The 23,849-nt window shown below is 68.3% G+C and carries 27 protein-coding genes and 1 riboswitch; of the genes, 4 read left to right on the plus strand and 23 right to left on the minus strand.

Features of this window, described 5'->3' with window-relative positions:
• Nucleotides 1–38: 38 nt before the first annotated feature.
• A complete protein-coding gene (locus ABD231_RS28425) occupies nt 39–1,442 on the plus strand; it encodes an amidase (protein ID WP_344158554.1) in 1,404 nt (467 codons plus the stop codon).
• Here ABD231_RS28425 and ABD231_RS28430 read toward each other — a convergent pair.
• Complete coding sequence (locus ABD231_RS28430; RefSeq protein ID WP_344158556.1) at nt 1,432–3,012, minus strand: IucA/IucC family protein; 1,581 nt, start codon at nt 3,010–3,012, stop codon at nt 1,432–1,434. The genes ABD231_RS28425 and ABD231_RS28430 overlap by 11 nt on opposite strands.
• An 88-nt stretch (nt 3,013–3,100) precedes the next feature.
• Nucleotides 3,101–4,402 (minus strand): serine hydrolase domain-containing protein, encoded by a 1,302-nt coding sequence (locus tag ABD231_RS28435; protein ID WP_344158558.1) that lies wholly within the window; start codon nt 4,400–4,402, stop codon nt 3,101–3,103.
• A 126-nt stretch (nt 4,403–4,528) separates the two neighbouring features.
• Here ABD231_RS28435 and ABD231_RS28440 point away from each other — a divergent pair, with 126 nt between their 5' ends.
• The gene (locus ABD231_RS28440) at nt 4,529–5,176 is read left to right on the plus strand and encodes a LuxR C-terminal-related transcriptional regulator (protein ID WP_344158560.1); all 648 of its coding nucleotides are present in this window, start codon (nt 4,529–4,531) and stop codon (nt 5,174–5,176) included.
• Here the strand turns inward: ABD231_RS28440 and ABD231_RS28445 are convergent.
• The 21 genes from ABD231_RS28445 to clsA form a co-directional block, all read right to left on the minus strand.
• Nucleotides 5,124–7,034, minus strand: coding sequence for an ABC transporter ATP-binding protein (locus ABD231_RS28445; protein WP_344158562.1), 1,911 nt, complete (start codon nt 7,032–7,034; stop codon nt 5,124–5,126). The two genes, ABD231_RS28440 and ABD231_RS28445, sit on opposite strands and share 53 nt — an antisense overlap.
• A complete protein-coding gene (locus tag ABD231_RS28450; protein WP_344158564.1) occupies nt 7,031–9,928 on the minus strand; it encodes a lantibiotic dehydratase in 2,898 nt (965 codons plus the stop codon). Before ABD231_RS28450 ends, ABD231_RS28445 begins: the two co-directional genes overlap by 4 nt.
• 11 nt (nt 9,929–9,939) lie before the next feature.
• Nucleotides 9,940–11,178 carry a lanthionine synthetase C family protein gene (locus ABD231_RS28455; protein WP_344158565.1) on the minus strand — a complete coding sequence of 413 codons (1,239 nt, stop codon included), beginning with the start codon at nt 11,176–11,178 and terminating at the stop codon, nt 9,940–9,942.
• Between the two features lie 6 nt (nt 11,179–11,184).
• Nucleotides 11,185–11,313 (minus strand): hypothetical protein, encoded by a 129-nt coding sequence (locus ABD231_RS28460; protein ID WP_344158566.1) that lies wholly within the window; start codon nt 11,311–11,313, stop codon nt 11,185–11,187.
• A gap of 107 nt (nt 11,314–11,420) precedes the next feature.
• Nucleotides 11,421–11,588, minus strand: coding sequence for a hypothetical protein (locus ABD231_RS28465; RefSeq protein WP_344158568.1), 168 nt, complete (start codon nt 11,586–11,588; stop codon nt 11,421–11,423).
• A gap of 12 nt (nt 11,589–11,600) precedes the next feature.
• Nucleotides 11,601–11,762, minus strand: coding sequence for a hypothetical protein (locus ABD231_RS28470; RefSeq protein ID WP_344158570.1), 162 nt, complete (start codon nt 11,760–11,762; stop codon nt 11,601–11,603).
• A 6-nt stretch (nt 11,763–11,768) separates the two neighbouring features.
• Nucleotides 11,769–11,918: a hypothetical protein gene (locus ABD231_RS28475; RefSeq protein WP_344158572.1), complete on the minus strand. Its 150-nt coding sequence runs from the start codon at nt 11,916–11,918 to the stop codon at nt 11,769–11,771.
• 21 nt (nt 11,919–11,939) lie between these two features.
• Nucleotides 11,940–12,095 carry a hypothetical protein gene (locus ABD231_RS28480; protein WP_344158574.1) on the minus strand — a complete coding sequence of 52 codons (156 nt, stop codon included), beginning with the start codon at nt 12,093–12,095 and terminating at the stop codon, nt 11,940–11,942.
• A 297-nt stretch (nt 12,096–12,392) separates the two neighbouring features.
• Entirely contained in the window at nt 12,393–12,539 is a 147-nt protein-coding gene (locus tag ABD231_RS28485; protein ID WP_344158576.1) for a hypothetical protein, read from the minus strand.
• An 18-nt stretch (nt 12,540–12,557) separates the two neighbouring features.
• The gene (locus ABD231_RS28490; RefSeq protein ID WP_344158578.1) at nt 12,558–12,701 is read right to left on the minus strand and encodes a hypothetical protein; all 144 of its coding nucleotides are present in this window, start codon (nt 12,699–12,701) and stop codon (nt 12,558–12,560) included.
• A gap of 24 nt (nt 12,702–12,725) precedes the next feature.
• A complete protein-coding gene (locus ABD231_RS28495; protein WP_344158580.1) occupies nt 12,726–12,869 on the minus strand; it encodes a hypothetical protein in 144 nt (47 codons plus the stop codon).
• A 103-nt stretch (nt 12,870–12,972) separates the two neighbouring features.
• Complete coding sequence (gene gcvP / locus ABD231_RS28500) at nt 12,973–15,804, minus strand: aminomethyl-transferring glycine dehydrogenase (RefSeq protein WP_344158582.1); 2,832 nt, start codon at nt 15,802–15,804, stop codon at nt 12,973–12,975.
• Nucleotides 15,805–15,883: 79 nt separating this feature from the next.
• A riboswitch (glycine riboswitch) is annotated at nt 15,884–15,974 on the minus strand.
• A gap of 21 nt (nt 15,975–15,995) precedes the next feature.
• Complete coding sequence (locus tag ABD231_RS28505; protein WP_380157574.1) at nt 15,996–16,616, minus strand: MerR family transcriptional regulator; 621 nt, start codon at nt 16,614–16,616, stop codon at nt 15,996–15,998.
• 188 nt (nt 16,617–16,804) lie between these two features.
• On the minus strand, nt 16,805–17,296 hold the full coding sequence (locus ABD231_RS28510; RefSeq protein ID WP_344158584.1) for a bifunctional nuclease family protein: 492 nt from the start codon (nt 17,294–17,296) through the stop codon (nt 16,805–16,807).
• 23 nt (nt 17,297–17,319) lie between these two features.
• On the minus strand, nt 17,320–17,979 hold the full coding sequence (gene ftsR / locus ABD231_RS28515; RefSeq protein WP_344158586.1) for a transcriptional regulator FtsR: 660 nt from the start codon (nt 17,977–17,979) through the stop codon (nt 17,320–17,322).
• Nucleotides 17,966–18,496 carry a zinc-ribbon and FHA domain-containing protein gene (locus tag ABD231_RS28520; protein WP_344158588.1) on the minus strand — a complete coding sequence of 177 codons (531 nt, stop codon included), beginning with the start codon at nt 18,494–18,496 and terminating at the stop codon, nt 17,966–17,968. The genes ftsR and ABD231_RS28520 overlap by 14 nt, the downstream gene beginning before the upstream one ends.
• 120 nt (nt 18,497–18,616) lie before the next feature.
• Nucleotides 18,617–18,997, minus strand: a complete 381-nt coding sequence (gene gcvH, locus ABD231_RS28525) for a glycine cleavage system protein GcvH (RefSeq protein ID WP_344158590.1) — start codon at nt 18,995–18,997, stop codon at nt 18,617–18,619.
• 66 nt (nt 18,998–19,063) lie between these two features.
• Nucleotides 19,064–20,236: a DUF881 domain-containing protein gene (locus ABD231_RS28530; RefSeq protein ID WP_344158592.1), complete on the minus strand. Its 1,173-nt coding sequence runs from the start codon at nt 20,234–20,236 to the stop codon at nt 19,064–19,066.
• Between the two features lies 1 nt (nt 20,237).
• Complete coding sequence (locus ABD231_RS28535; RefSeq protein WP_131352136.1) at nt 20,238–20,570, minus strand: small basic family protein; 333 nt, start codon at nt 20,568–20,570, stop codon at nt 20,238–20,240.
• Entirely contained in the window at nt 20,567–21,403 is an 837-nt protein-coding gene (locus tag ABD231_RS28540; protein WP_344158598.1) for a DUF881 domain-containing protein, read from the minus strand. The genes ABD231_RS28535 and ABD231_RS28540 overlap by 4 nt, the downstream gene beginning before the upstream one ends.
• A 3-nt stretch (nt 21,404–21,406) precedes the next feature.
• A complete protein-coding gene (clsA, locus tag ABD231_RS28545; RefSeq protein WP_344158600.1) occupies nt 21,407–22,003 on the minus strand; it encodes a cardiolipin synthase ClsA in 597 nt (198 codons plus the stop codon).
• Between the two features lie 172 nt (nt 22,004–22,175).
• On the opposite strand from clsA, the gene ABD231_RS28550 reads away from it, so the two are divergent.
• Both ABD231_RS28550 and ABD231_RS28555 read left to right on the plus strand, forming a co-directional pair.
• Complete coding sequence (locus ABD231_RS28550; RefSeq protein ID WP_344158602.1) at nt 22,176–22,547, plus strand: YciI family protein; 372 nt, start codon at nt 22,176–22,178, stop codon at nt 22,545–22,547.
• Nucleotides 22,547–23,749 (plus strand): RNA polymerase sigma factor, encoded by a 1,203-nt coding sequence (locus ABD231_RS28555; RefSeq protein WP_344158604.1) that lies wholly within the window; start codon nt 22,547–22,549, stop codon nt 23,747–23,749. The genes ABD231_RS28550 and ABD231_RS28555 overlap by 1 nt, the downstream gene beginning before the upstream one ends.
• Nucleotides 23,750–23,849: the final 100 nt, after the last annotated feature.

Here is a 23,849-nt window from a genome sequence, read left to right on the forward strand (position 1 = left end):
ACCTTGACAGCCAGTTGCCGTGACCTTGACTGAGCGGCATGGTCACCCGAGCGCGCCCATCTCGCCGACCCGTCATCACGACTGATGCTGCAGATCTCACTCTCACCGAACTGCTGCCGATGCTCGCGAACCGCACCCTCTCCGCGCGGGAACTGCTCGCCGACTGCCTCCGGCGGATCTACCTGGCCGAGCCGTCCATCCAAGCCTTCGTCACGCAGACCCCCGACCTGGCGGCAGCGGCCGCGGACCGCGCCGACCGCGCGCGGGCTGCGGGGACCGCGGTCGGCGCGCTGGCCGGCGTACCGGTGGCGTTGAAGGATGTCTTCCGCACCAAAGGGGTGCGGACCACCGCGGGCAGTCAGGTGCTGGCGACCTATGTTCCGCAGGAGAATTCGGCCGCCTGGGGCTGGCTCGAGGCGGCCGGCGCGGGCTTGCTCGGGAAGACGACGACGCATGAGTTCGCCTACGGGACGACGTCCGGTCCCACCGCCAACCCGTGGGACCTGCGACGGTCGCCGGGCGGCTCGTCCGGTGGCTCTGCGGCTGCGGTCGCCGGCCGCATGGTTCCGATCGCACTCGGAACCGACACCGGTGGTTCGCTCCGGATCCCGGCCGCCGCGTGCGGTGTCAGCACCCTCCGCAGTCCCCGCGGCCGGATTCCCTTGTACGGCGTGATCCCGCTCAGCCCGAGCTTCGACGTGGCCGGGCCGATGGCACGTCGCATGCTCGACATCTCGCTGCTGATGCGCGTGCCCGCCGGGCCGGCTGCGGTACCGGCGTACCCGCTCGACGCTCCGCAGGACCTGAGCGGTGTGCGGATCGGACTGCCCACCGCGATGTCGTGGGAGCCGGTCGACGACCAGATCGCCACTGTCTGCCGTCGAGCCCTCGATCTACTGGTCGCCCGCGGCGCAGAGCTCGTCAAGATCGGCCACCCGCCGAACACCGAGGCGGTGCTGGCGAAATCCACCGGTGTCTTCGACACCGTCACTGGGCACGAAGCCCGTCAGGTCCACGACGCGCTGATCACCGACAGCCACCTGTACACCCCGCAGGTGCTTGAGCGAGTCCGCAGCGGTGAGCAGGTCAGTCCGGAGCGGTACGCCGAAGCCTTGGTGTTGCGTGCGCGGTGGGAGTCGGACTGGCGGACGATCATCGCGACCCATCGGCTGGATGCCATCGCCCATCCGACACTCGACGCGGCACCCCCGCTGCTCGACGGCACCAGGCCGCCGGAAGGCCCAGCGCTCCGCCAGTCGTTGCCCTGGTCGATTGCGGACTTTGCGGCGCTCAGTGTGCCGGCCGGGTTCGACCATCGGGGCCTGCCGGTCGGTCTGTCCCTGGCTGGTCTCCCCGAACGTGAGGCCGAGCTGGTCGGCCTCGGAGTCGTCATCGACGAGGAACTTGAGCTCTGGCGGTCCGGGCCGCCGCTTATGCGGTGAGCGGGTTCGGGATGTTCAGGTAGACGGTGGAGAGATTCGCCTGACAGGGCAGGGTGTCTGCGGTCAGCCAGCGGCGCGCAAGACGATCACCGTCCGGCCCCGCGGCTTGCAGGAGCGGTAGGGCCAGGATGAGCCGGTCGCGCACCACATCGAGCAGTTCTGCTTCGTCGGCAACGCCATCGGCCGCCAGACAGCCCACAACCGCCAGCGCCTGGTTGTAGAGCAGGCTGCAGGTGAGGCGGTCGTCGACTGTGCTGTCGTCGACCACAGCCAGTGCTGAGTCGCGCAGACCGGTCACAGCGAGCAGACCACGCAGGTACGACGACGCGAGGTAGTAGCCCTGGTTGTCGCGGTAGGCGCCACCCTTGATGCGGCCGAGGCCGTCCAAGCGGACCAGGGTGTTCTGCTGATGCGCTTCGAGGCCGATGCCAGTTTCGGCGTACAGATGAAGCATGGGGATCAAGACGTTGTCGATGTACGACGCCACCCAGCCGGTCGGATCGTCGGCGGCGAATTCGCTGAGTCGACTGATGCGGTCTGGACGGGGTGCGACCAGTCCGGCCAAACATGCATAACTGTTGACGTCACTCGGCACTTCTCGGACAGCAACGTCCAGTCCGGTCAACGTGGGTCCACCCTCGTCAAGAGCGATCCATGCTGGATCCCGCACGATCGTGAACCGCGGATGGGCGGTCGCCGTACCGGCGTTGTAGGCCGCATCGAGCAACCGATAGACCTCGAGGCCGCGGCGGAGCTCGGTCGGGGTCGACTCACGGCGTGAGTTCGCGATGCGAAGGCCGAGGGACAGCTTCAGCATCACCGGCAGATCCGGGTGGTACAGAGTGCGCATGCTGGAGGTCGGGTACCACTGCGCGCCGTGCGGGCCGAGCTCTTTCACGCGGCCTTCCCCGAGCAACTTGGCGACCCGTGGCCGTTGCCGCAGTGCCGCCGCCTGCCACGGGTGAGCCGGGATCAGCACCCGGCCCGCCGACGGAGTGATACCGGCCAGCGCGCCCATCAGCTGCACAGCGTCCAGTCCCTGCAGCGAGGGCGCGCCGGCCACCTGGTCCGAGGACACCAACTCGGTGTCGGCCTCGAACCAGTGCACCGCGAAACGGCCACCGAGCTCCGGCGAGTACCTCGCCAGCTCGGCACCGCTCAATCCGTCCCGGCTCTTGGGTGCCGGGTGGTTCAGTTGACCGAACAGCAACGCCTGCTCGATCTCCAGGAAGCGGCCCGGACCACGGTCGGCCCCACCCGCGTCGACGAAGTACGCGACGTTGCGCACCGACTCCGCCGTACGGGCTGCCAGGTCGTCGACCTCGGCCGGATCCGTGCCGGCCGACAGCAGCCGCACCAGCTCCTCGGGTGCCGGCGGGACGCCGTCCACCAGGATCTCGGTGAACTGGTGCCAGCCGCTGCGCGAGGCATGCTCGACGCGGGCCGTGACCGTCGATGCGCCGACGGCCAGCCGCAGTACGCCGGTGGTCACCGGTACCGCAGCCTCCCGCGTGTAGCACCGCAGAATCGCGTTCAGATGCGCCGCGACGGCCGTCTCGGTCGAGCTCACGCTCACTCTCCTGAAGTAAGGCAACGCTTACTTAGGTGAGCCTAACTTCAATCGGCTCGGGTGACCAGCCGACTCCGCGTGGTCATCGTCACTCGCCGTACGGCGTCCTGGTCAGCACGAAGGTGGCCAGGTTCAGATGGTCGACTCCACCGGCCGCGCGGACAACCCGCAGCCGCTCCCCCGCGAAGTACCCGTCCCGCCCTTGAAAGAGATCAGGACCCAACGGCGTGAAGCGACAGCTCATCGCGCCCGACAACTGCAGCACCCCGCCGCTGACCGCGATCGTGAGTGGCGTGTTTCCCCAGTACCAGTGGCCGAGCAGATCGTTGCCCTGCTCAAGCTGCGGCTCCGGCAACCACTCGCGCGCGAGCACCGGCTCATGGCGAACCAGCGTGCTGATCAGCTCCGGCGCCAGCGACGCGACCTTCCCGTACGTCGCATTCCCCAACGTGACCGCGCCGATTCGACGCACTCGATCGATGAACAGCCCAGCCAGGAAGCCCGGCATCGATCCGGTGTGCCCGATCAGCAGATAGGGGTCCTCGGCAATCAACCGCAGCCCGAGCCCGTACGACGCAGTCAGCGCCTCGCGCGGATCCGCAGCCGCCGGCGCAGCCATCTCGTCAACGGTGTCGCGATTGAGCACCTCGCCAACCGGGTCGATCCAGAAGTTCGCGTACTTCGCCAGGTCCTCGACCGTGCTCCACAATTGCCCGGCCGGCGCCATAGCGCCCGAGTCATAAGCCGGTTCCTCGATCAGCTGCCCACTGAACGGATGCACCGAGTACCCCTGCGCAGCCGCGCCGAACGGGAAGTACGACGTACGGCGCATCTCCAGCGGGTCGAGGATCCGCCGCTGCACCTGGTCCAGCCAGGACTCGCCGCGCACCCGCGCCACGATCTCGGCCAGCACCGCGTAGCCAAGGTTCGAGTAGTGATGCCGCCGATCAGCCGGACCGACCGCATGCGACTCGTCCATGGCCGCAACCAACTCGTCGAACGAGACGCCCGGATTGCGCTCCCACCAAGGCCCTTCGGGCTCGGCGTTCATCCCGCCACTGTGCGCAAGCAGGTGCCGCACAGTGCGGTCGCCGAACGCGATCACCGGCAGATACTTGCCCACGGCATCATTCAGCGCGAGCAACCCTTCGTCGCGGCACTGCATCACCAGCACAGCCGTCAGCGTCTTGGTGATCGAGCCGATCCGGTACTGCACATCCGGCCCCGGCCCCAGCCCAGCAGCATCGGCGAACCGGCCACGCGCACCGGTCCAGACCAGCTCGCCATCCCGCACCACACCGGCAGCCACCGATGGCACTCTGGTCTCGCTCTGCGCGACTGCGATCCCGGCGGTCAGGGCGGCGGCGGTGTCTGCACGTACGTCGGTCACCCGGACAGGGTAATGCCCGCGCGGGGTATGCCCGTTGGGGTTGTGGAATGTGCTCGCAGGCCTGACCCGGCGACGGGGTGATCACGGTGTGCGGTCGGCTTTACTCGTCGGGGAGGTGAACGCCAGGTGGCCGCAGAACAAGTCGCTCCGGAGGCGCTTCGGGTGGTACTCGCCGACGCGCATCCGGTGATCCGCAGCGGCCTGCGCGCCGTCCTCCAGGCCATCCCCGACGTCGCCGTCGCCGCGGAGGCAGAGTCGTACGGCGACACCGTGCGCGCGGTCCTGATGTATCGCCCGGACGTCGTCGTCCTGGACCTCGACCTCGGTCGGCGCACCGTCACCGAGATTCTCCGCTCCGCTCCGCACACCCGGATCCTGATCTTCACGATGAGCGATGCGGACGAGTCGATCGTCTCGGCACTTCAGGCGGGCGCACTGGGCTACGTGCTCAAGGACGCTCCGCACGACAGCATCCTGCGCGCGATCCGCGGTGTCGCGGCTGGTGAGGCCGTCCTGGGCCCCACCGTCGCCCGGCGACTCAGCGGACTGGTCGGCTGCGCGGTCCGGGACACCGGTCAGCTGTCCGGCCTCACCGGCCGCGAGCGCGACGTACTGGCTCTGATCACGGAGAACCTGCCGAACTCCGCGATCGCGCAGCGCCTCGGCCTGGCCCCGAAAACGATCAGCAACCACCTCTCGGCGATCTTCGCCAAGCTGGGCGTCAGTTCGCGGGCCGAAGCAGCCGCTCGGGCTCGGCACGAGGGTCTGGGCTGAGGTAGGCCGACGCCTGCAGTTCGTACAGCCCGGCGTACACGCCACCCCGTGCCAGCAGCTCGGTGTGACTCCCCTGCTCGACGATCCGCCCGTGCTCCAGTACGACGATCAGGTCGGCGTACCGGACGTTGACGAGGCGGTGCGTGATCAGGATCTTGGTCCGCCCGGTGCCGATCCGCCGCAGCGAGTCGAACGCGGCCTGCTCGGCGCGGGCGTCCATGGCCGCCGTCGGTTCGTCGGCGACCAGGATCGGCGCGTCGCGGTACAGCCCGCGGGCCAGACCGATCCGCTGCCACTGACCGCCGGACAGGTCACGACCGGCCTTGAACTCCCGGGACAGCACGGTGTCGCCGCCGGCCGGCAGCTCGGCGATCACCTCGTCGGCTCCTGACCCAGCGAGCGCCTGGTCCAGGTCGTTCGGTGATTCCAGCCGGCCGATACGGATGTTGTCGTACGCCGACATCGGCCAGCGGGCGGGGTCTTGCGCGACGATCGCGATCCGGTCGTGCACGGTGTGCGCGTCGACTGTTGCGAGGTCGATGCCGTTCCAGCACACCCGTCCCTCATTGGGCGCGTAGAGGCCGGTGAGCAGTTTGGCCAGGGTTGTCTTGCCAGAGCCGTTCTCACCGACCAGTGCGACGGTCTGGCCCTTGCGGATGACCAGATTGAGGTCGCGCAGCGCCGGCTCCGGCTGACCGGGGTAGGTGAAGCTGACCGCCTCAAGACTGATCCGCCGCGGGTCGCTGGGTGCGGTCTTGCCGGTCACCGGGGTGGTGTGGCGGCGAGTCTGCTCGAGCAGGGTCGTGTACAGCTCGATGTACAACGAGTTCTCGTAGATCTGCGTGACTCCGGCCATCGAGTTCGACAGTGCGGTCCCAGCGAGGCGCATCGCCATCACAGCGGTTCCAGCGAGTGCGAGTGGCAGCCAGTCGGCGTACAGCATCAAACCGAGCACGCCGAAGCCGATCGCCGTACCGAGACCAGCCACTGCCCGTCCGACCAGATTGACTCCGGACTTCGCCATCTCGACGCGCTGCGCCTCCTTGGTGAGGCGCGTGCTGATCCGGAGGTACTCGGCCAAGAGGGCAGGGCCTGCCGTGCACGCCCGCATCTCGGCCGCGGTCGCCCGACCGGTGAGCAGTCCGCTGGCAATCGACTGACGGCGACGCAACGAGACCATTCGCAGAAACGAGTAGTACTGCAGCTGCACTGCGCGTGCGGACGCCAGCATCTCCGGTACGACGGCGAACAGGACCAGCGGCGCCAGCAGGGGGTGTAGCAGGCCGGCTGTCACCACCGCTGCCACCAACTGGATCATCGACTTGGCCAGATCGGCGACACCGCGAACGCTGATCTCGATACTGCGGACTCCGCGCTCCTGCCCCTGCCGCAGCAGGTCGACGTACTCGCTGTCCTCGAACGCGATCAGCGAGACATCAGCAACCGCCCTGTGCAGCTCATGCTGCGCCGCCTGCTCGATCCGCGGCCGCAACGCCGACTGGGCCGCACCGCCCAACGCATCCAAGATCGCTCGGCCCGAGAGGAGTGCGACCAGTTGGGCGACCGCAGGCAGCGCAGCAACGAGCCGGTCGGGTGTGGGACCACCTGCCAGCAACGCAGTCAGTACGTCGGCTGTGGCGAGCAATCCGAATGCTGCCACGCAACCGGCCGCCAACTGGAGCACCACCACGGCCAGTGTCAGTCGACGCGAGGTGCGCCACGCCAGCGAGCTCACCAGCGTGACCGCACCTGGCAGCGAGCGCAGTGCGGTGCGCAGACCGCTCCCCGCTGCCTGCTGGCCGATCTGCAGCCAGTCCGGTGCGGTCACCTCGTCGACGCCGACCAGCGGTCGAGTCACCGCTGCCGCCACGGCGCCCGGTCCAGACTCTCCCGCGTGCGCACCAACAGCCCACGCACTCGCTGCTCCGGCGGATGACCGCACCCCAGCAGCCGGTTGCAATGCATGTGCACGTAGCTCTGCGCCAGCACGTCCTTGCTCACGTCAGCGTCTGCCAGGCGCGGGGTGATGCTCGCGATCCGCTCTGACCAGGTTTTGATTGCTGGCCGCGCTGACGCGGGCAACCAGTCCGGGTCACCGAGCACAGCCCGCAAGGCGTTCTGCTCCTTCCGGAACTCGTCGGCGGTCGCCTTGCGATCCTCAACGCCGCTTCGGCACAACGCCTCGCGTTCAGCCACGTCATAGCCGAGTGCGGCGAGCAGAGCGTCCACCGTGTAGACGCCGAGCAACGACATGTCGAGCGTCCGCCGTTGTCGCAGCAGCTCGGCCACCAGCTCGCTGTCCGCATCGAACAGCTGCTCAGCCAGCTCCATCCCGACCGGACCGCCGTACCGCTCGACCTCCTGGTCGTACGTGTCCAGCCCGAACCGCTTGCAGTACCCGTCTTCCACCAGCTGCGCGCCCCACTGCAAGACGCCCAGTGCATCCGGCTGACCGCGCCACCGAACCCGCAGGTGCGGGTCCGGATCGACGTACCGCATGAAGAACCACGACTCTGCCCCGAAGTCCTGTAGCGCATGCGCGATCAGATCGTCCTCGTACGCCGGAACGTGGTACAACTTCGCGAACAACCAATCGCTCCCCGGCGGGTGCAACCGCCGTACGGTCTCAGAACGGCGTACCGGCGACCGGCGGCGCGCTGGTTGCACCACTGGCTTGTCGAGCACCAGCGGCACCACCAGCTCGCTGAAGTAGTTGCCGTCCGGCCCAGTGACCCAGGCATCACCTGGTGCGGGCAGCGCCTCGTGCAACACGGCTTGCTCACGGACCTGATCCTGCAATTGCTCGACGTGCGTCGGGTTGTCGAGGTCGAGCAGCAACCGATTGTCGGAGACAGCCAGGTACACGTAGCGCGGAGGCTGCCAGCGTTCTCGCCAGGCCGCGAAGTCGGTCAGGTCCGCGGGCTCCACTCGCCACATCGCGGGCGACAGAACCAGTCGGCCGCGCTGCACCCGCGGGAGAAACGCGAAGTCGGCCGCAGCTCCCCAGTTGAAGCTCAGGCCCACCAGCCGGCCATCGTGGAAGACCTGCTCCAGGAAACGCACGATCTCCGGTGCGCCGACGGTGTTCAGCATGTGCCCGGCGCACGGAACGACCTCGCGACCATCAGCTGCCCAGCGCAGGACGAACCGGCCGCCGCTGAGGCCGACGACCAGCTCGTCCGGCGGCAACTGGTGTTCGCCAGGTGTGGTCGTGAGGGCGATCTCGCGTTCGCGGACCAGCGGACGGATGCTGACGTTGGCCGACCGGACGTGGCGCGCGAGGTAGCTCACCTCGGCACGCAGCACCTCCGGGTTCACGGCAGCCTCGGCGGCGGCCGCTGCCTGCAGGGGCTCCACCCCGACCAGATCGGCGAACCGGCCCAGCACACGCCCGGCCGCGCCACCACCGACGTTCGGCCCGACCACCAAGCGGAAGTCACCGGCATCCACAGCGGCCGCGGAGCCGGCCACCACGAACACCGACAGATCGAGCGAATCGGGTGCCGGTCGCGAGCCCAGGGTGAGCTTCTCCAGGGTCGCGTCATCCAACTCCACCGCCGCGCGGCCGTCCTTCAGCGCATCGAGTGCGAGGTCGACCAGCGTCCGGTTGCGGCGCTTCTGCTCATCGGTCGGCTCGAGACGCTCGGGGCGCGGCGGTACGCCGAGACCTCGCTCCGGGTCGAGGAGCTCGAGCAGCGGCACCTCGCGGTCCCGGCCGTAGCGGTCCTCGAACAGGCTCCGGTAGCCGTCCAGGGAGGACACACCGGCAGCGGACGGCGACAGTCGTGCCAGCAGCTCGGCCAACCGGGCCGACTCCTCCGCCACCTCCCGGGTGACCCGGCCGGTGAGTGGGAGTGCCATGTCGGTCTGGAACTGCGTGGGCGAGTCCCGCAGGGTCTTCGCCTTCGCAACCAGCTTCGGGTACTGCGCGGCGGCCTGCTCAACGTCCAGCCCGTCCCACTCGGCGGCGTCGTCCAGCAGCTCGGCCAACGCGGCCGCCTCGGCCCGGGCGGCCGGCACAGTCGCTAGCCGGTCGACGACGTACTTGGCTGGGTCTGAGATCGTGACCGGCGGCCGCAGGTCGGTCAGTAGAACGGTCTGCTCCCAGAGCTGCTGCAGCAGGCCTTCCACCTTGTCGCGCGGTGCGCCGTTCGCAACGAGTGCGCCGACCAGGTCGTCGTACGGGACAGGTGTGCGGGCGGCTTCGAGAGCAGCGCGCACGACTGGAGTGGCCCGGAGGTTCACTGCGCGGCCGGCTTCGGCGGGGTCAGTCAGGACAGCGCGCTCGGAAAGGAACAGCCGGTCCGCGTGGAAGCTGGCAGCCGGGTTGGTGTACCAGCGCAACCCGGCCCGGACATCCGGCTTCTGCTCGAGCTCGGCGATCAGCTCGAGCAGCCAGCCCATGTCCGGCCGCGTCCTGGCCCGTGCTGGGTCGGTGGTCAGCGCCAGGTCTGTCGTGTCACCCCACTGCGCGACCGCGACTCCTGCGAACGTCCCGTACGGCGTGGGTCGCGTCGACATCCGGATCAGATAGCGCTGGAGGCTACTGCGCATCCGCCGCAACGCTTTCTCGGTGTTGGGTGGTTTGCCTAGCGCGCGTGACAGGTCACCGGCCCCGACTGCCAGCGCACGCTGGATGCGCGGATCCGCGGGCAGTTCGGTACCCGGCGCAACCGCCGTCGGCGGGTCAAGGAACGCCTCGACCGGTAGTAGCGGCGTACGCACCATGACCCAGTCCAACGGCCGAAACATGCGGCTCCCCCTCAGCTCAGCAGCAATACGTGATCCCAGGCCGGCTCAACCGGCGTACTGGCCGCCAGCAACGCCAGTGCGGTGCCGGCTGCTCCATCCAGCAGTCCTGCGTGCTCGCGCAGCTCACCGGTCGACTTGCGCGAGTAGTAGCCGGTCGCCAGCTCCGGCCGGTACAGGTCGAGCAGCCGCTCGGTTAGCTCGGTGGCCGCCTCGGTGAACAGCGGCTCCCCGGTGTCGTTGGCGAACCGCAGTGTGATCTGCAGCAGACCGGAGACCCCGTGACACAGACCAGGTGACTGCCCGGTCAGCCGCGCCGACCACGGCCGGCGGTACAGCGCGGCCATCGCCTCGATCGCCAGCTCCCGCAGCTTGTCGTCACCGATCGCATTGCCCGCCAGCAGGAGCGTGTTCGCCACCCCTGGACTGCCGTAGCACCAAGCAGCCTGGGACGAGTCCGGCGATCCACCAGGTGTCAGACACGCAGGCCAGTTCGCACCCCACTCGTCGTCGAACCGCTGCGCGGCCAGCCACTCCGCAGTCCGCGCGATCGCCTCTGCGTGCCGAGGTACGACGTACCCCTGCGAGTAGGCCACCGACAGGACCGCCAGCGGTCCGGGGATGCCGTGGGCGAGCCCAAGGTTGTAGACGCCGCCTTGGTACCACTCCGCGATGGCAGTGTCCTTGCGAAGCGCCTCCGGTGGGGTGAACCAGTTCGGATCGTCCGGCCCCGAGTCGCACAGCGCGACCAGGCCAGCCAGCTGAGGCCGCTCTCGCGACAACAGATAGCGGTCGAGGCCGGCCAGACCGCAGATCGCGTCGAAGTCCTCGTACGGCTGGCGGGCGGGCTTCTTGACGAACCGCTCCGACAGTTCCGACGTCGCCTGCGCGACCTGCTCGTCCAGCGTCGCGAGCAAACCGCCGTACCGGCTGCCCTCCCGCGACAGGTAGGTGGCCGCAGCCGCGAGCCCGCTGGTCCCGACAAACAGGCCGGGGTGATTCCGCCCGTTGGTCTCGGTACCGCGAACCGCGTCCGTGAGCGCCGCGTGCGCGTGCTGGTCCCAGCCCTCGCCGGGAGCGATCCGATCCAGCTGCCCGAACAGAAACGCCGTACCCGCCGAGCCATCCAGCCCCGGCTCCCGCTCGCTCCGCCCCCGCAACCGCTCAGCCACCTCGAAGGCACGCGCGGTTGCCGCCGCCCGCAACTCCGCACTCAGCACCGGCTGCCAGCCGGTGCTGGTTGCTGTAGGCATCGGCACTCAGTCGCAGTACTTCGAGGTCGTGCAGTTGAGCGGGATGGTCGGCGGCGGGTACTTCTCGGCGCTCAGCTGCTCAGGCTCCTGCAGCCGGATGTCGAGCTCGAACTCATCGATAGTTGCTGTCGGCATCTTTCTCCCCTTCATCGGTTTCGTCCATGATCCGAGCGCCCGCCCCGGGACACCAGTGCGATACCCCGGGACTGCGCCTTCGGCAGCCGGATGCTGCCTCTTTCGTTTCAGCAGACTTGCGTCGTCGTCTGGCAATTGATCGGGCAGGAGTCGGTGCAGCAAACCTGCTCCGAGTCCGGCCGGGTCCCGGACAGCATCGGCTGGTCGATCCGCGGCCGCCAGGCCGGTGCGAGCTTGATGTCCAGGTCGAACTCGTCAAGAGTTGCGGTAGGCATGTTTCCTCCGAATCAGCAGTCGACGGACGGCTTGCACTCGATCGGGCAGCTGTGGCTGCAGCACGGCTCCGACCACGGCCGGCTGGTCGCCATCATCGGCGTACCGATCCGCTGCGAATCGATCACCTCGAGCCGGATGTCAAGATCGAACTCGTCAAGCGTTGCGGTAGACATGCCGGCCTACAGGGTCGTGCAGCAGTAGTCGGTGCAGCAGACGCCTTCGGTCGATGCCCGGCCACTGGTGCGCACCGTCGCGGCTTCGATCTCGATGAAGTCGACGGGCCCGAGCTGGATGTCGAGATCGAACTCGTCGACAAGTGTTGTGTTCACCGGTTCCTCCTGATGGTTCGGCTAGTCGGTCGTCGTACAGCAGTTGTCCGTGCAGCAGTAGTCCCAGCTCCCGACACGCGTGACCGGCGGCCGGGTCGCCGCTTCGGGAAAGCCGTCGGCGTCGTACGGCCCGAGCCGGATGTCGAGATCGAACTCGTCGGGGGTCATGATCGGCATGGTGTCCCCTTCTCAGCAGCAGCCGTCAGTGCAACAGATACGCGGCTCGCTGGCCGCTGCCGACGTCACGCAGCTCGGTTCCGCCGTCCGCTGCAGGGTGACGGAGCCCGTGTCGACGGGCCCGAGGTGGATGTCGAGATCGAACTCGTCGATGGTGGCTGTCGGCACGTTGGTCCTCCCGGTGGATGAACTGTTCTGCGCTTCAGCCTGCGGGCCTTCGGTCCCGGGACGACAGAGACGACGGCCGGGAACGGCCGGGACAATTTCCCGGTCGTTCCCGGAGTGCCCGAACGGGCTTCAGTTGGGGCAGCAGTTGTCCGTGCAGCACGGGGCTCCGGTGCTCGGACGGCTGGTGAACGACGTCACGAACACGGCGGCGCCGTGCACGTCCTGCGGCGTGAGCCGGATATCCAGATCGAACTCGTCACTCGTTACGTTCGGCACAGTTCCTCCTGATGGGGTTCAGCCGGGGCAGCAGAAGTCGGTGCAGCACGGGCCTCCGCCGGTCGGTCGCGTGGTGTGTACTGTCACCGGATCCTTGACTTCGTGCGCCCTCCGTTCGGTCAGGCGGATGTCGAGGTCGAACTCGTCGATGCCGATGGGCATGGTTGTACTCCTTCGGTTGTGGGTTCAGCCGCAGCAGTTGTCGGTGCAGCAGACGGCTTCGGTGGTCCACGGGCTGCTGGTGTACCCGGTCGCAGCGTCCGTGCCGCCGGTCTCGACGAGCGCCGAGAGCCGGATGTCGAGGTCGTAGTCGTTCGTGGTTGTCTTCATGCACCGAGGGTTGGGTGGGCGCCTGTCAATTGCGTGACATAGACGTTTCAAGGCCGCCTGCTGGGGTCAGCAGACGGCCTTGGGAGAGGGTGTTGCGAAGGGGTTACTCGAAGGACTCCGGGGACGGGCAGGAGCAGATCAGGTTGCGGTCGCCGTAGGCGCCGTCGATGCGGCGGACGGGGGGCCAGTACTTCGAGGCTCGGTCGACCGACTGCGGGAAGGCGGCCTCTTCGCGGGTGTAGGCGTGTTCCCACTTGTCGTTGATCACCGAGGCTGCCGTGTGCGGGGCGTTGACCAGCGGGTTGTCGTCGGCCGGCCATTCGTTGGCGGCTACTCGGTCGATCTCGTGGCGGATGGCGATCATCGCGTCGCAGAAGCGGTCGAGCTCGACGAGGTCTTCGGATTCGGTGGGCTCGACCATCAGGGTGCCGGCGACCGGGAAGGACATGGTCGGGGCGTGGAAGCCGTAGTCGACCAGGCGCTTGGCGACGTCGTCGACGGTGATGCCGGTTTCCTTGGTCATCGGGCGCAGGTCGAGGATGCACTCGTGGGCAACCAGACCGTTCTCGCCGGTGTAGAGGACCGGGAAGGCGCCCTCGAGGCGCTTGGCGACGTAGTTCGCGGTCAGTACGGCGGCCTTCGTGGCCGCGGTCAGGCCTTCGCCGCCCATCATCCGGATGTAGGCCCACGAGATCGCCAGCACACCGGCCGAGCCGAACGGCGCCGCGCTGATCGGACCGACACCGGACTCGGGCCCGGCCTGGTCGAGGAGCGGGTGGTTCGGCAGGTACGGCGCGAGGTGCGCGGCGACTGCGACCGGGCCGACGCCCGGGCCGCCACCGCCGTGCGGGATGCAGAAGGTCTTGTGCAGGTTCAGGTGACTGACATCGCCGCCGAACTGGCCGGGCTTCGCGAGACCCAGCAGCGCGTTCAGGTTCGCACCGTCGACGTACACCTGACCGCCGGCCTCGTGCACGATCCGGCAGACCTCGGTGACGCTCTCCTCGTACACCCCGTGGGTGGACGGGTAGGTGATCATGATCGCGGCCAGCTTCTCGGCGTGCTCGGAAGCCTTGGCCCGCAGGTCGTCCAGGTCGATCGTGCCGTCATCGTTGCCCTTGACAACAACAACCTTCATCCCGGCCATCACGGCCGACGCCGCGTTGGTGCCGTGCGCGGACGCGGGGATCAGGCAGACGTTGCGGTCTTCGTTGCCCTGGGCCCGGTGGTAGCCGCGGATCGCCAGCAGTCCGGCGAGCTCACCCTGCGAACCCGCGTTCGGCTGGATGGACACCTTCGCGTACCCGGTGACCTCGGCCAGCCAGCGCTCCAGCTGACCGATCAGCTTCACGTACCCGGCGGCGTCCTCGATCGGCGCCAGCGGGTGCATATCGGCGAACTCGGGCCAGGTGACCGCCTCCATCTCGGTGGTCGCGTTCAGCTTCATCGTGCACGAGCCGAGCGGGATCATGCCGCGGTCGAGCGCGTAGTCCTTGTCGGACAGCTTGCGCAGGTAGCGCAGCATCGACGTCTCGGACTTGTGCGTGTTGAAGACCGGGTGCGTCAGGTACTCCGACGTCCGCGGTACGGCGATCTCGGGCGCGGCCAGCGTGTCGTCGTACTGGACGCCGAAGGACTGGCAGACCCGGGTCAGCGCGGCGACATCGGTCTTCTCGTCGCACGAGATGCCGACGTGGTCGGCGTCGACCTGGCGCAGCCAGATGCCGTTCTGCCGGGCGGCGTCAACGACGTCCGCAGCGGCACCGGGGACACGCGCCAGCACGGTGTCGAAGAAGTCGCCGTGCACGACCTCGACACCACCGGCACGCAGCGACGCGGCCAGCTTGCCCGCGAAACCGTGCACGCGACCGGCGATCGCCTGCAGCCCATCCGGTCCGTGGTAGACGGCGTACATGGACGCAACGACGGCCAGCAGGACCTGCGCCGTACAGATGTTGGAGGTCGCCTTCTCGCGACGGATGTGCTGCTCACGCGTCTGCAGCGCGAGCCGGTACGCCGGGGCACCGTCGGCGTCGACCGAGACACCGACCAGCCGACCGGGCAGCGACCGCTCGAGACCGGCGCGGACCGACATGAAGCCGGCGTGCGGACCGCCGTAGAAGAGCGGTACGCCGAAGCGCTGCGAAGAGCCGATGACGATGTCGGCGCCGGCCTCCCCCGGTGCCTCGAGCAACGTCAGGGCGAGCAGGTCGGAAGCGACCGCGACCAGCGTCTCGCGCTCGTGTGCGGCGGCGATCAGCGGCTTGAGGTCACGGACAGCGCCGCCGGAACCCGGGTACTGCACCAGGAAGCCGAAGAAGTCGCCCTCGGGCAGACCGTCGATGGTGTCGGCGACGACGACCTCGATGCCGAGTGCCTCGGCGCGGGTCTCGACGACCGCGATCGTCTGTGCGAAGCAGTCGGAGTCGACCAGGAAGCGGTTCGACTTGCTCTTGCGGTTGGAGCGGTGCGCGAGCGTCATCGCCTCGGCGGCCGCGGTGCCCTCGTCGAGCAGCGACGCGTTGGCGGTCGGGAGACCGGTCAGGTCCGAGACGACGGTCTGGAAGTTCAGGAGCGCCTCGAGCCGGCCCTGCGAGATCTCCGGCTGGTACGGCGTGTAGGCCGTGTACCAGGCCGGGTTCTCGACCAGGCGGCGGACGATCACCGACGGCGTGAAGGTGCCGTAGTAGCCCTGCCCGATCATCGAGGTCGCGACGTTGTTGCGGGCCGCGAGCTGGCGCAACTCCGTCAGCGCGTCGACCTCGGAGGCCGGCTCCGGGAGGCGCAGCGGTTCGGTCGACCGGATCGAGGCCGGTACGGCGGCATCCGCGAGCGCGTCGACGTCGGCGTACCCGAGCAGTTCGACCATCCGCGCGACCTCGTCGGGGCGGGGCCCGATGTGCCGGTCGGCGAAGATTGCAGAGATTTCGGTCATCGAAAGAGGCTCCGTTGCTTGCAGTAGCTTCCGGGTGGCCTCCCCCTCTGTCACGCACGAGTGCACGCTTCAGAGTTGCCTGACGCACCCGGTCCATGGGCCTGAGAGGTTCCGGGGAGGAATTGCCCCTTCGGCGCCCGGTGTGAACGGGTCTCTCCCGAGTGCGGTGAACAGCTACAGAGCAGAGTACCTCAGCCGGCTGCGCGGGCCCGGCGGCGGGCAGCCAGCTCGTCGCTGGCGTGGGACTCGTCCTCGCCCTCGCCGTGACCGTCGGCACGCTCGGTGGGCAGCTCGGACAGTGAACCCTCGACCTCGCGCCAGACACCGCCGAGGGCGATCCCGAAGACTCCCTGGCCACCGGCCAGTAGGTCGATGACCTCGTCCGGTGAGGTGCACATGTAGACCGACGCGCCGTCACTCATCAGCGTGATCTGGGTCAGGTCGTCGATCCCGCGCTTGCTCAGGTGGGCGATCGCGGTCCGGATCTGCTGCAGCGAGATCCCGGCGTCGAGCAGCCGCTTGATCACCTTCAGCAACAGAACGTCACGGAAACCGTACAACCGCTGGGTGCCGGAGCCGGTCGCCGGGCGCACCGACGGGGAGACCAGGCCGGTCCGCGCCCAGTAGTCGAGCTGGCGGTAGGTGATCCCGGCCGCGGCGCAGGCCGTCGGCCCACGGAACCCGACATCCTCCGGCATCGGCCGCAGATCGTCGTCGAACAGCAGACCCTGAACGCCGGCAGTGGCGGCCGCCTCGGCGCGTGCTTCGGACGTCGACTGCGCCGTCAGATCCGTGTCGCCGGTGCGTGTCACGCCTGAGCCTCCCTGGATACCGACTGGAACGAGCCATCTCCGTGGAGTAACAGTTCCCCACGACTCCTTCACGGTAAGCCGCCGACCTGGGAGGGTCAACGACAACCGCTCCGAGCGGCTAGCGTGTCGCGACTCCCAGACGAATCGTTACCTTCCCGGTCTTGAGGCTCAGCCTCCAGTCTTTGGGCTCAGCTCTTGTCGAAGTCTTCCGGGGTGACCTGGTCGAGGAACTCGCGGAAGCGCTCGACCTCCTCTTCCTCCTGCACCTCGTCGGCCTCGGTCTCACTCTCCGGGACCGGGATCCCGGCCTCGGCGAGGATCTCCTCGGTGCAGAACACCGGCGTACCGGTGCGCAGCGCGATCGCGATCGAGTCCGACGGGCGGGCCGAGATCTCGGTCTTGTCGTCGAAGACCAGGATCGCCTCGAACACCCCGTCGGTCAGGTTCACGATCCGGACCTGACTGAGCGTGTGCCCGAGCACCCGGATCGTCTCCGCGAACAGATCATGCGTCAGTGGCCGCGGTGGCTCCATCCCCTGCTGGGCGAAAGCGATCGCACTCGCCTCGGCCGCACCGATCCAGATCGGCAGGTACCGCTCGCCGCCGACCTCCCGGAGCAGCACGATGGGCTGACTCGAGGGCATCTCGACCCGGACTCCGACTACGTCGACTTCGCGCACACCTTCAGCCTACTCCGCGGTGGTCAGTGCGGCAGCCGGGATCTCACCAGTGCCGTGTGCAACCGCACAGTGAGGGCTGCCAACTCTTGGGTTTGGTCGGTACGGCGGGGGCCGGTGACCTGCTCGATCAGTCCTACCTCGCGGTCGGCCGCGGTGCGGAACGGGCGCAGGTGACGGGGTTCGATGCCGTACGTCGCCAGTTCGGCGGCGACTTGGGCGACGACGATCGCGTCGCCGCCGTAATGCTTGCCCTCGGCCACGATCAGGCCGTGACTCTCCAGCTCGGCGAGCAACGCCGTACTGACTCCGGCGGCTGCGCAGAGCTCCGCCTTGGTCAGCCGCAGGTCGGTGCCGGTGGCACCGAAGTCGTCGGCGGCCGGCCCGGAGGCCGGCGTACTGGGGGCGATCGGCGGTCCACCGGCCGCCGGGCGCAGACCGCGGTCGATCGCACCGAGGTGCTCCTTGATGACCTTCAGCGGCAGGTACTGGTCACGTTGCGCGGTCAGCACGTAGCGCAGCCGCTCCACATCACCCGCGCTGAACTTGCGGTAGCCCGACGCGGTGCGCGCCGGTGTCACCAGCCCCTCGGCCTCGAGGAACCTGATCTTGGAGATGGTGACATCGGTGAACTCGGCCTGCAGGATCTGCAGGACCTCGCCGATCGAGAGCTCAGGCTTGGCCACTGGCGTAGTAGACCAGCCGGTACTTGCCGATCTGGACCTCGTCACCGTTGTTCAGCTGGACCTCGTCGATCCGGTCCCGGTTCACGTAGGTCCCGTTCAGGCTGCCGACGTCGCGGACCTTGACGCCGTACGCGTCGCGGCGGAACTCGGCGTGCCGGCGGGACACCGTCACGTCGTCCAGGAAGATGTCGCTGTCCGGGTGCCGGCCCGCGGTCACCACGTCGACGTCGAGCAGGAACCGCGACCCCGCGTTCGGGCCGCGCTGCACGATCAGCAGCGCCGATCCGGCCGGCAGTGCACCGACCGCGGCCTGGTCGTCGGCCGACAGCGGCTCGCCCTGGTCGAAGCGCTCGGTCTCCGGCTCGGCGCTGATCGGCGTCAGCATCGCGGTGTCGGTGACACCCGGCGTCGGCGTCGCGGCGGCCGGCCGGTCCGCCCCAGGGAGCATGGCTCCGCACTGCGAGCAGAAGCGGCTGCCCTCGGAGTTCTCGTGCCCGCACTGGTTGCAGAACGGCATGCTGTGATCCTCCCGATCGCCGTTAGGCGACGTTGTGTCGTAGACCCCGTGGTTACAGTGTGGACCCGGACCCCAACCCTCGATCAGCGGTTGAGGTCCGGTAAACCTATCAGTGACGCCCTAGCTCGGGTCGAGCTGGCCCTGGTAGGTCTCGGCGTCCATCAGGGCGTCGACCTCGGCGTCGTCGTCGACCTCGATGTCGAGCAGCCAGCCCTCGCCGTACGGGTCGGTGTTGACCAGGTCGGGCTGGTCGGCCAGGGCCTCGTTGACGGCCCGCACGGTCCCGTTCACCGGGGCGAACAGGTCGCTGACGCTCTTGGTCGACTCGAGCTCGCCACAGGAGTCGCCGGCGCGCACCACGCTGCCGACCTCGGGGAGCTGGACGTACACGATGTCACCGAGCGCGTCCTGCGCGAAGTCGGTGATACCGACCCGCACCGGGCCCTCGCCGGCCTTCACCCACTCGTGCTCGGCCGTGTACTTCAGGTCTTCGGGGTACACCGTCGTTCCTCTTTCTCGAAGCCGGACTGGACGTTACTTTGACGGGCTTTGACTACTTGACTGTGCCTATTTGGATGGGCTGGGCGCCGGGCGAGCGTAGCGATGCTCTTCTTGCGCGTGCAAGGCAGTGATGGCGACGTTGGTCTCCTCGTTCACGTCCGCCGTACCGCCCACCTGGGGACCGGTCACCTCACTGACCAGCCCACCGGGAAAGTTGGAGGCCTCGGCCAGGCTGTGCGAGTCGCCGATCGCCTCGATCACGTACGGCGAGTTCACCTTGATCCCGTCGATCTTGATCCCGGGGGCGTCGTCGACGAAGTCGGTACTGGCCACCACCCGCACCGTCCCGTTGATCTGGATCGCCTCGGCACCGGCGTCGCGCAGCTCCTCGATCGCGTCCAGCAGGTTGCTGGACGTCATCTTGCCCTGCGGGTCGTTCAGGGTGATCCGCACCCCGGGCCCGTGCGCGGGCACCGTCCCCGCGAGGATCCCGAGCGCGCGGATCTGCGCCTCCGCCTGCTGCTTGGCCGTCTCCGCCTTGTCGGCACTGGACGACAGCGTGTTCTTCCGCTCCTCCAGCTCGGCGATCTCACCCTCGAGCCGCCGGGTGTTCTGCCCGAGGCCGTCGAGGATCGCGATCAGGTCCTCACGGCGCGCGTTCTGGTACCCGTCGTCGGCGCGATTGACGCGCACCTGGACGACCGCCGTACAGGCCACCAGCGCGAGGACGACCGCGACGATCGCCTGACCGCGCGACGGTTTGAACCCGGCCTTCAATCGCCGTACGGCGAGGTTCGGCGTCCGAGGCTTCTTCGGCATCGGCGTCGGCTCGACCGGATGCTCCGGCTCCGCCTCGACGGGTGGTTTGGGCGTAACCGGCGGATCGAACCGCGGCGGCTTCGCATGCTCAGCCCGCGGCCGCGGTGCCGGGTCGGCAGCCTGCCACGCATCCGCCTTCCGCTCACCCGCCGTACGCTCATCCGCCGTACGCTCATCCGCCGTACGCTCATTTGCGGCGCGCTCATCCGGCTTGCGCTCGGCTGCCGACTGCTCCTCGACCGTTCGCTCACTCGCCGGCTTCTCATCCGGCGTACCGTCCTTGCCCGGCTCACCAGCCTTGGTCGGCTCACCAGGTTTGGCGGGGGTGCCGTCTTGGCTCCACCAGCTGGCGATGACCGTGGGCTGGTCGTCGGGAGTGGGGTTCTCCGGGTCCGGCGTGTTCGGTTTGTCGTCACTCATGTCAGGCCCGGAAGATGTGGCGGCGGATCGCGGCCATGTTGGTGAAGATGCGGATGCCCAGGACGACGACCACGCCGGTCGACAGCTGTGAGCCGACGCCGAGCTGATCACCCAGGTAGACGATCAGCGCCGCGATCAGCACGTTGGAGACGAACGACACGACGAACACCTTGTCGTCGAAGATCCCGTCCAGGAACGCGCGCAGTGCGCCGAACACCGCGTCCAGCGCCGCGACCACCGCGATCGGCAGGTACGGCTGCGCCCACTCCGGGACGTCCGGGGCGACCAGCAGCCCGATCACCACGCCGATGACCAGTCCGAGTACGGCGATCATTTCGAGCCACCGACCTTCGCGTATCGCAGCGCGATGGTCGCATCCGCCGGCACCAGCAAGGAATCCTCCGTCGTGATCGTCATCCGGACATCGAAGTTGCTGACCAGGTACTGCACCCACTGGCCGCCCGAGCTCTGCGCGAACCGGGCCGGCAGCGTCCCGGTGTCGCCGATCGCCAGCACCGTGTACGGCGGGGTCAGCGAGCTGTAGTCGACAGTGATCGCACTGCCCGCACCGCGGATCGCGGTCATCGACGTGAGCCGGTGACCGTTCACCGAAACCGCCTCCGCGCCGGCCGTCCACAACCCGTTGACGAGCTGCTGGAGGTCGACGTCAAGCAGTCGGCCCTCCTTGTCCGCGTCCTTGGCGTCGTTGACGACGACCTTGAGGCCGGGACCGGTGACCGCGATCGCTCCGGTCTGCAGCTCTAGGTCGTCGAGCTTCTGCTGCAGCGCTACACCGTTGTCCGCGTTGGTCAGTCCCCCGGCCTGCAGCCGACGGACCTCGTCGGCCAGCCGGGACTGGTCAGTGCGCAGCCCAGTCAGCCGGGTGTCGGCCTGGTTGATCCGGGCGATCAGCTCCTTGCGCTGCTTCTCCGCCTCCGGCGCACTGCGGTAGTTCTGCGAGGCCGCGACCGCGAGCAGGAAGCCGAGCACCAGCGCCGCCACCGCGAGCATCACCCGGTGCCGCGACCGGACGGGCTTGCCGTCCTGCTGGGTCCGCGCGGCAACGGCGTACCCCTCGTCGATCGGGTGCGCCATCAGGTTGTTCAGCAGCGACATCGAGGCATCGACGCGGCGCTGCGGAGGAGGCTTGGTTGCGGGCTGGGTCACTGGCTACCTAGCCGTGTCGCTGATCGGTTTCACTGTTTGGATCAGGTGCCGCAGCTGCTCGAAGTAGAGCACGCCGGCCCAGTAGTAGAGCGCCGTCCCCCAGATCGCGAACGCCCACCCGAAGACGCGGGCCAGCAGGTTCAGCGTGCTGTCGCCGTCACCGAGCAGCAGCAGTGGGAACGCGTAGAGCAGGCAGAAGGTCGCCGACTTGCCGAGGAAGTGCACCGGCAGCGCGTTGAAACCGCGGCGGTGCAGCGCCGGCAGGGTGAACGTGAGCAACAGGTCGCGCAGCGGCAAGGCGATCGCCAGCCACCACGGGATGATGTCGCGCAACGCCAGACCGAGCACGGTGGCGAAGATGTACAGCCGGTCGGCCACCGGGTCGAGCATCTGCCCGAGCCGAGTGGTCTGGTTCATCCGCCGCGCGATCTGGCCGTCGGCCCAGTCCGTGAACCCGGAGATCGCCAGCACGAGCAGCGCCCAGCCGTCCTCGTGCGGTCCGAGGATCAGCCACAGGAACAGCGGCACACCCAGCAACCTGAGGAAGCTGAGCGCGTTCGGGATCGTGAGCACCCGGTCGGACACTTCCAAGTCCGGCACGCGCCCCCTCCTCTCTCACCCCTGAATGTCGCTGTAACTGTACTTGGACCCACCGACAGGGCCATGCCCGGCCACGCGGCGGGGCATGCCCCGGACGCCCTCTACACCTGAACGCCTCGGCGAGTCCCCCGCTATGGCTGCTGCAAACCGGTAATCCGATCGATACTGGACCGTGTCTAAGTTCCTGGTACTGATCTATGGCAATCCGGAGTCCCGTGCAGTGTGGGACGGTCTGACCGACGAACAGAAGCGTGAGGGCATGGCCGGTTACGCGGCTCTGCACGAAGCTTTGGCCGAGCGCAACGAGCTGCTCGCCTCGGAGTCGCTGGCCGAACCGTCGGCGACCAAACAGGTGCTGGTCCGCGACGGCAAGCCGCTGACCACCGACGGCCCGTTCGCCGAGGTGAAGGAACAGCTGGCCGGTTTCTACCTGCTCGACTGCGAGTCGATGGAGCGTGCGGCCGAGATCGTCGCGCTGATCCCGGAGGCGCCGTACAGCGTGGTCGAAGTGCGCCCGGTACGCGACTTGTCGGCGTACATGTGATGCAGCTCGAGGAGGTACTGCGGTCGCAGGCGCCGTCGGTGCTGAGCGCACTCGTGCGCCGGTACGGCGATTTCGACGCCTGCGAGGACGCGGTTCAGGAGGCGTTGCTCGCGGCATCGATGCAGTGGCCGACTGACGGCGTACCGGAGAATCCGCGCAGTTGGCTGATCACGGTCGCGTCGCGACGGCGGATCGAGGTACTGCGCAGTGAGGCGGCCCGACAGCGGCGGGAGGAGGCGGTCGGCGTACAGCCCGAGCCCGAACCGGCGCCGTCCGTCGACGACTCGCTGACCTTGCTGATGCTGTGCTGCCACCCCGAGCTGACCACCCAGTCGCAGGTCGCACTCACCCTGCGCGCGGTCGGCGGCCTGACCACCGGCGAGATCGCCCGGGCCTTTCTGGTGCCCGAGGCAACTATCGGCCAGCGAATCAGCCGCGCTAAAGCCAAACTGCAGGACGCCCGGTTCGCCCTGCCACCACCCGACGAACTGCCGGCCCGACTGACCGCCGTACTGCACGTCCTCTACCTGATCTTCAACGAGGGCTACACCGCGTCCTCCGGCGACTCCCTGCACCGAGTAGAGCTCAGCACCGAAGCCATCCGCCTAACCCGGCAACTGCGTGAGCAACTGCCGTCGGAAGGTGAGGTCGCCGGCCTGCTGGCGCTGATGCTCCTCACCGACGCCCGCCGCCCCGCCCGCACCACCCCCGAGGGCCACCTAGTCCCCCTCCCCGACCAGGACCGCTCTCTCTGGGATGCATCAGCCATTGCCGAGGGCACCGACCTGATCGCAGCCACCCTGAAGTCCGCCCCCGTCGGCCCCTACCAACTCCAGGCCGCCATAGCCGCCGTACACGATGAGGCCTCAGTCGCCGACGACACCGACTGGCGCCAGATCCTGATGCTCTACGAACTCCTCGAGTCCACCGCCCCCGGCCCCATGGTCACCCTCAACCGCATAGTCGCCGTAGCCATGGTCCACGGCCCAGCCGCCGGCCTCACCCTCCTCGACGACATCGACCCCACCCTCACCAACCACCACCGCGTCGCCGCCGTCCGAGCCCACCTCCACGAACTAGCCGGCGACACAGCCGCCGCCCGAGCCGCCTACCTGACCGCCGCCCGCCAAACCCAAAGCACCCCCGAACAGCACTACCTCCAAACCCGAGCCGAAGCCTTGGCTCCACCCACCACCCCCTAACCCTCCCCTCCCCTCCCCTCCCCGCTCATCTTTGGGAACCCACCAACCACGCGGAGCTCCTCATAATGACTGGTGGGTACACAAAGATGGATCTCGTGCA

Source organism: Kribbella yunnanensis, assembly GCF_039529655.1.
In the GTDB taxonomy this organism is placed as follows: Bacteria; Actinomycetota; Actinomycetes; order Propionibacteriales; family Kribbellaceae; genus Kribbella; species Kribbella yunnanensis.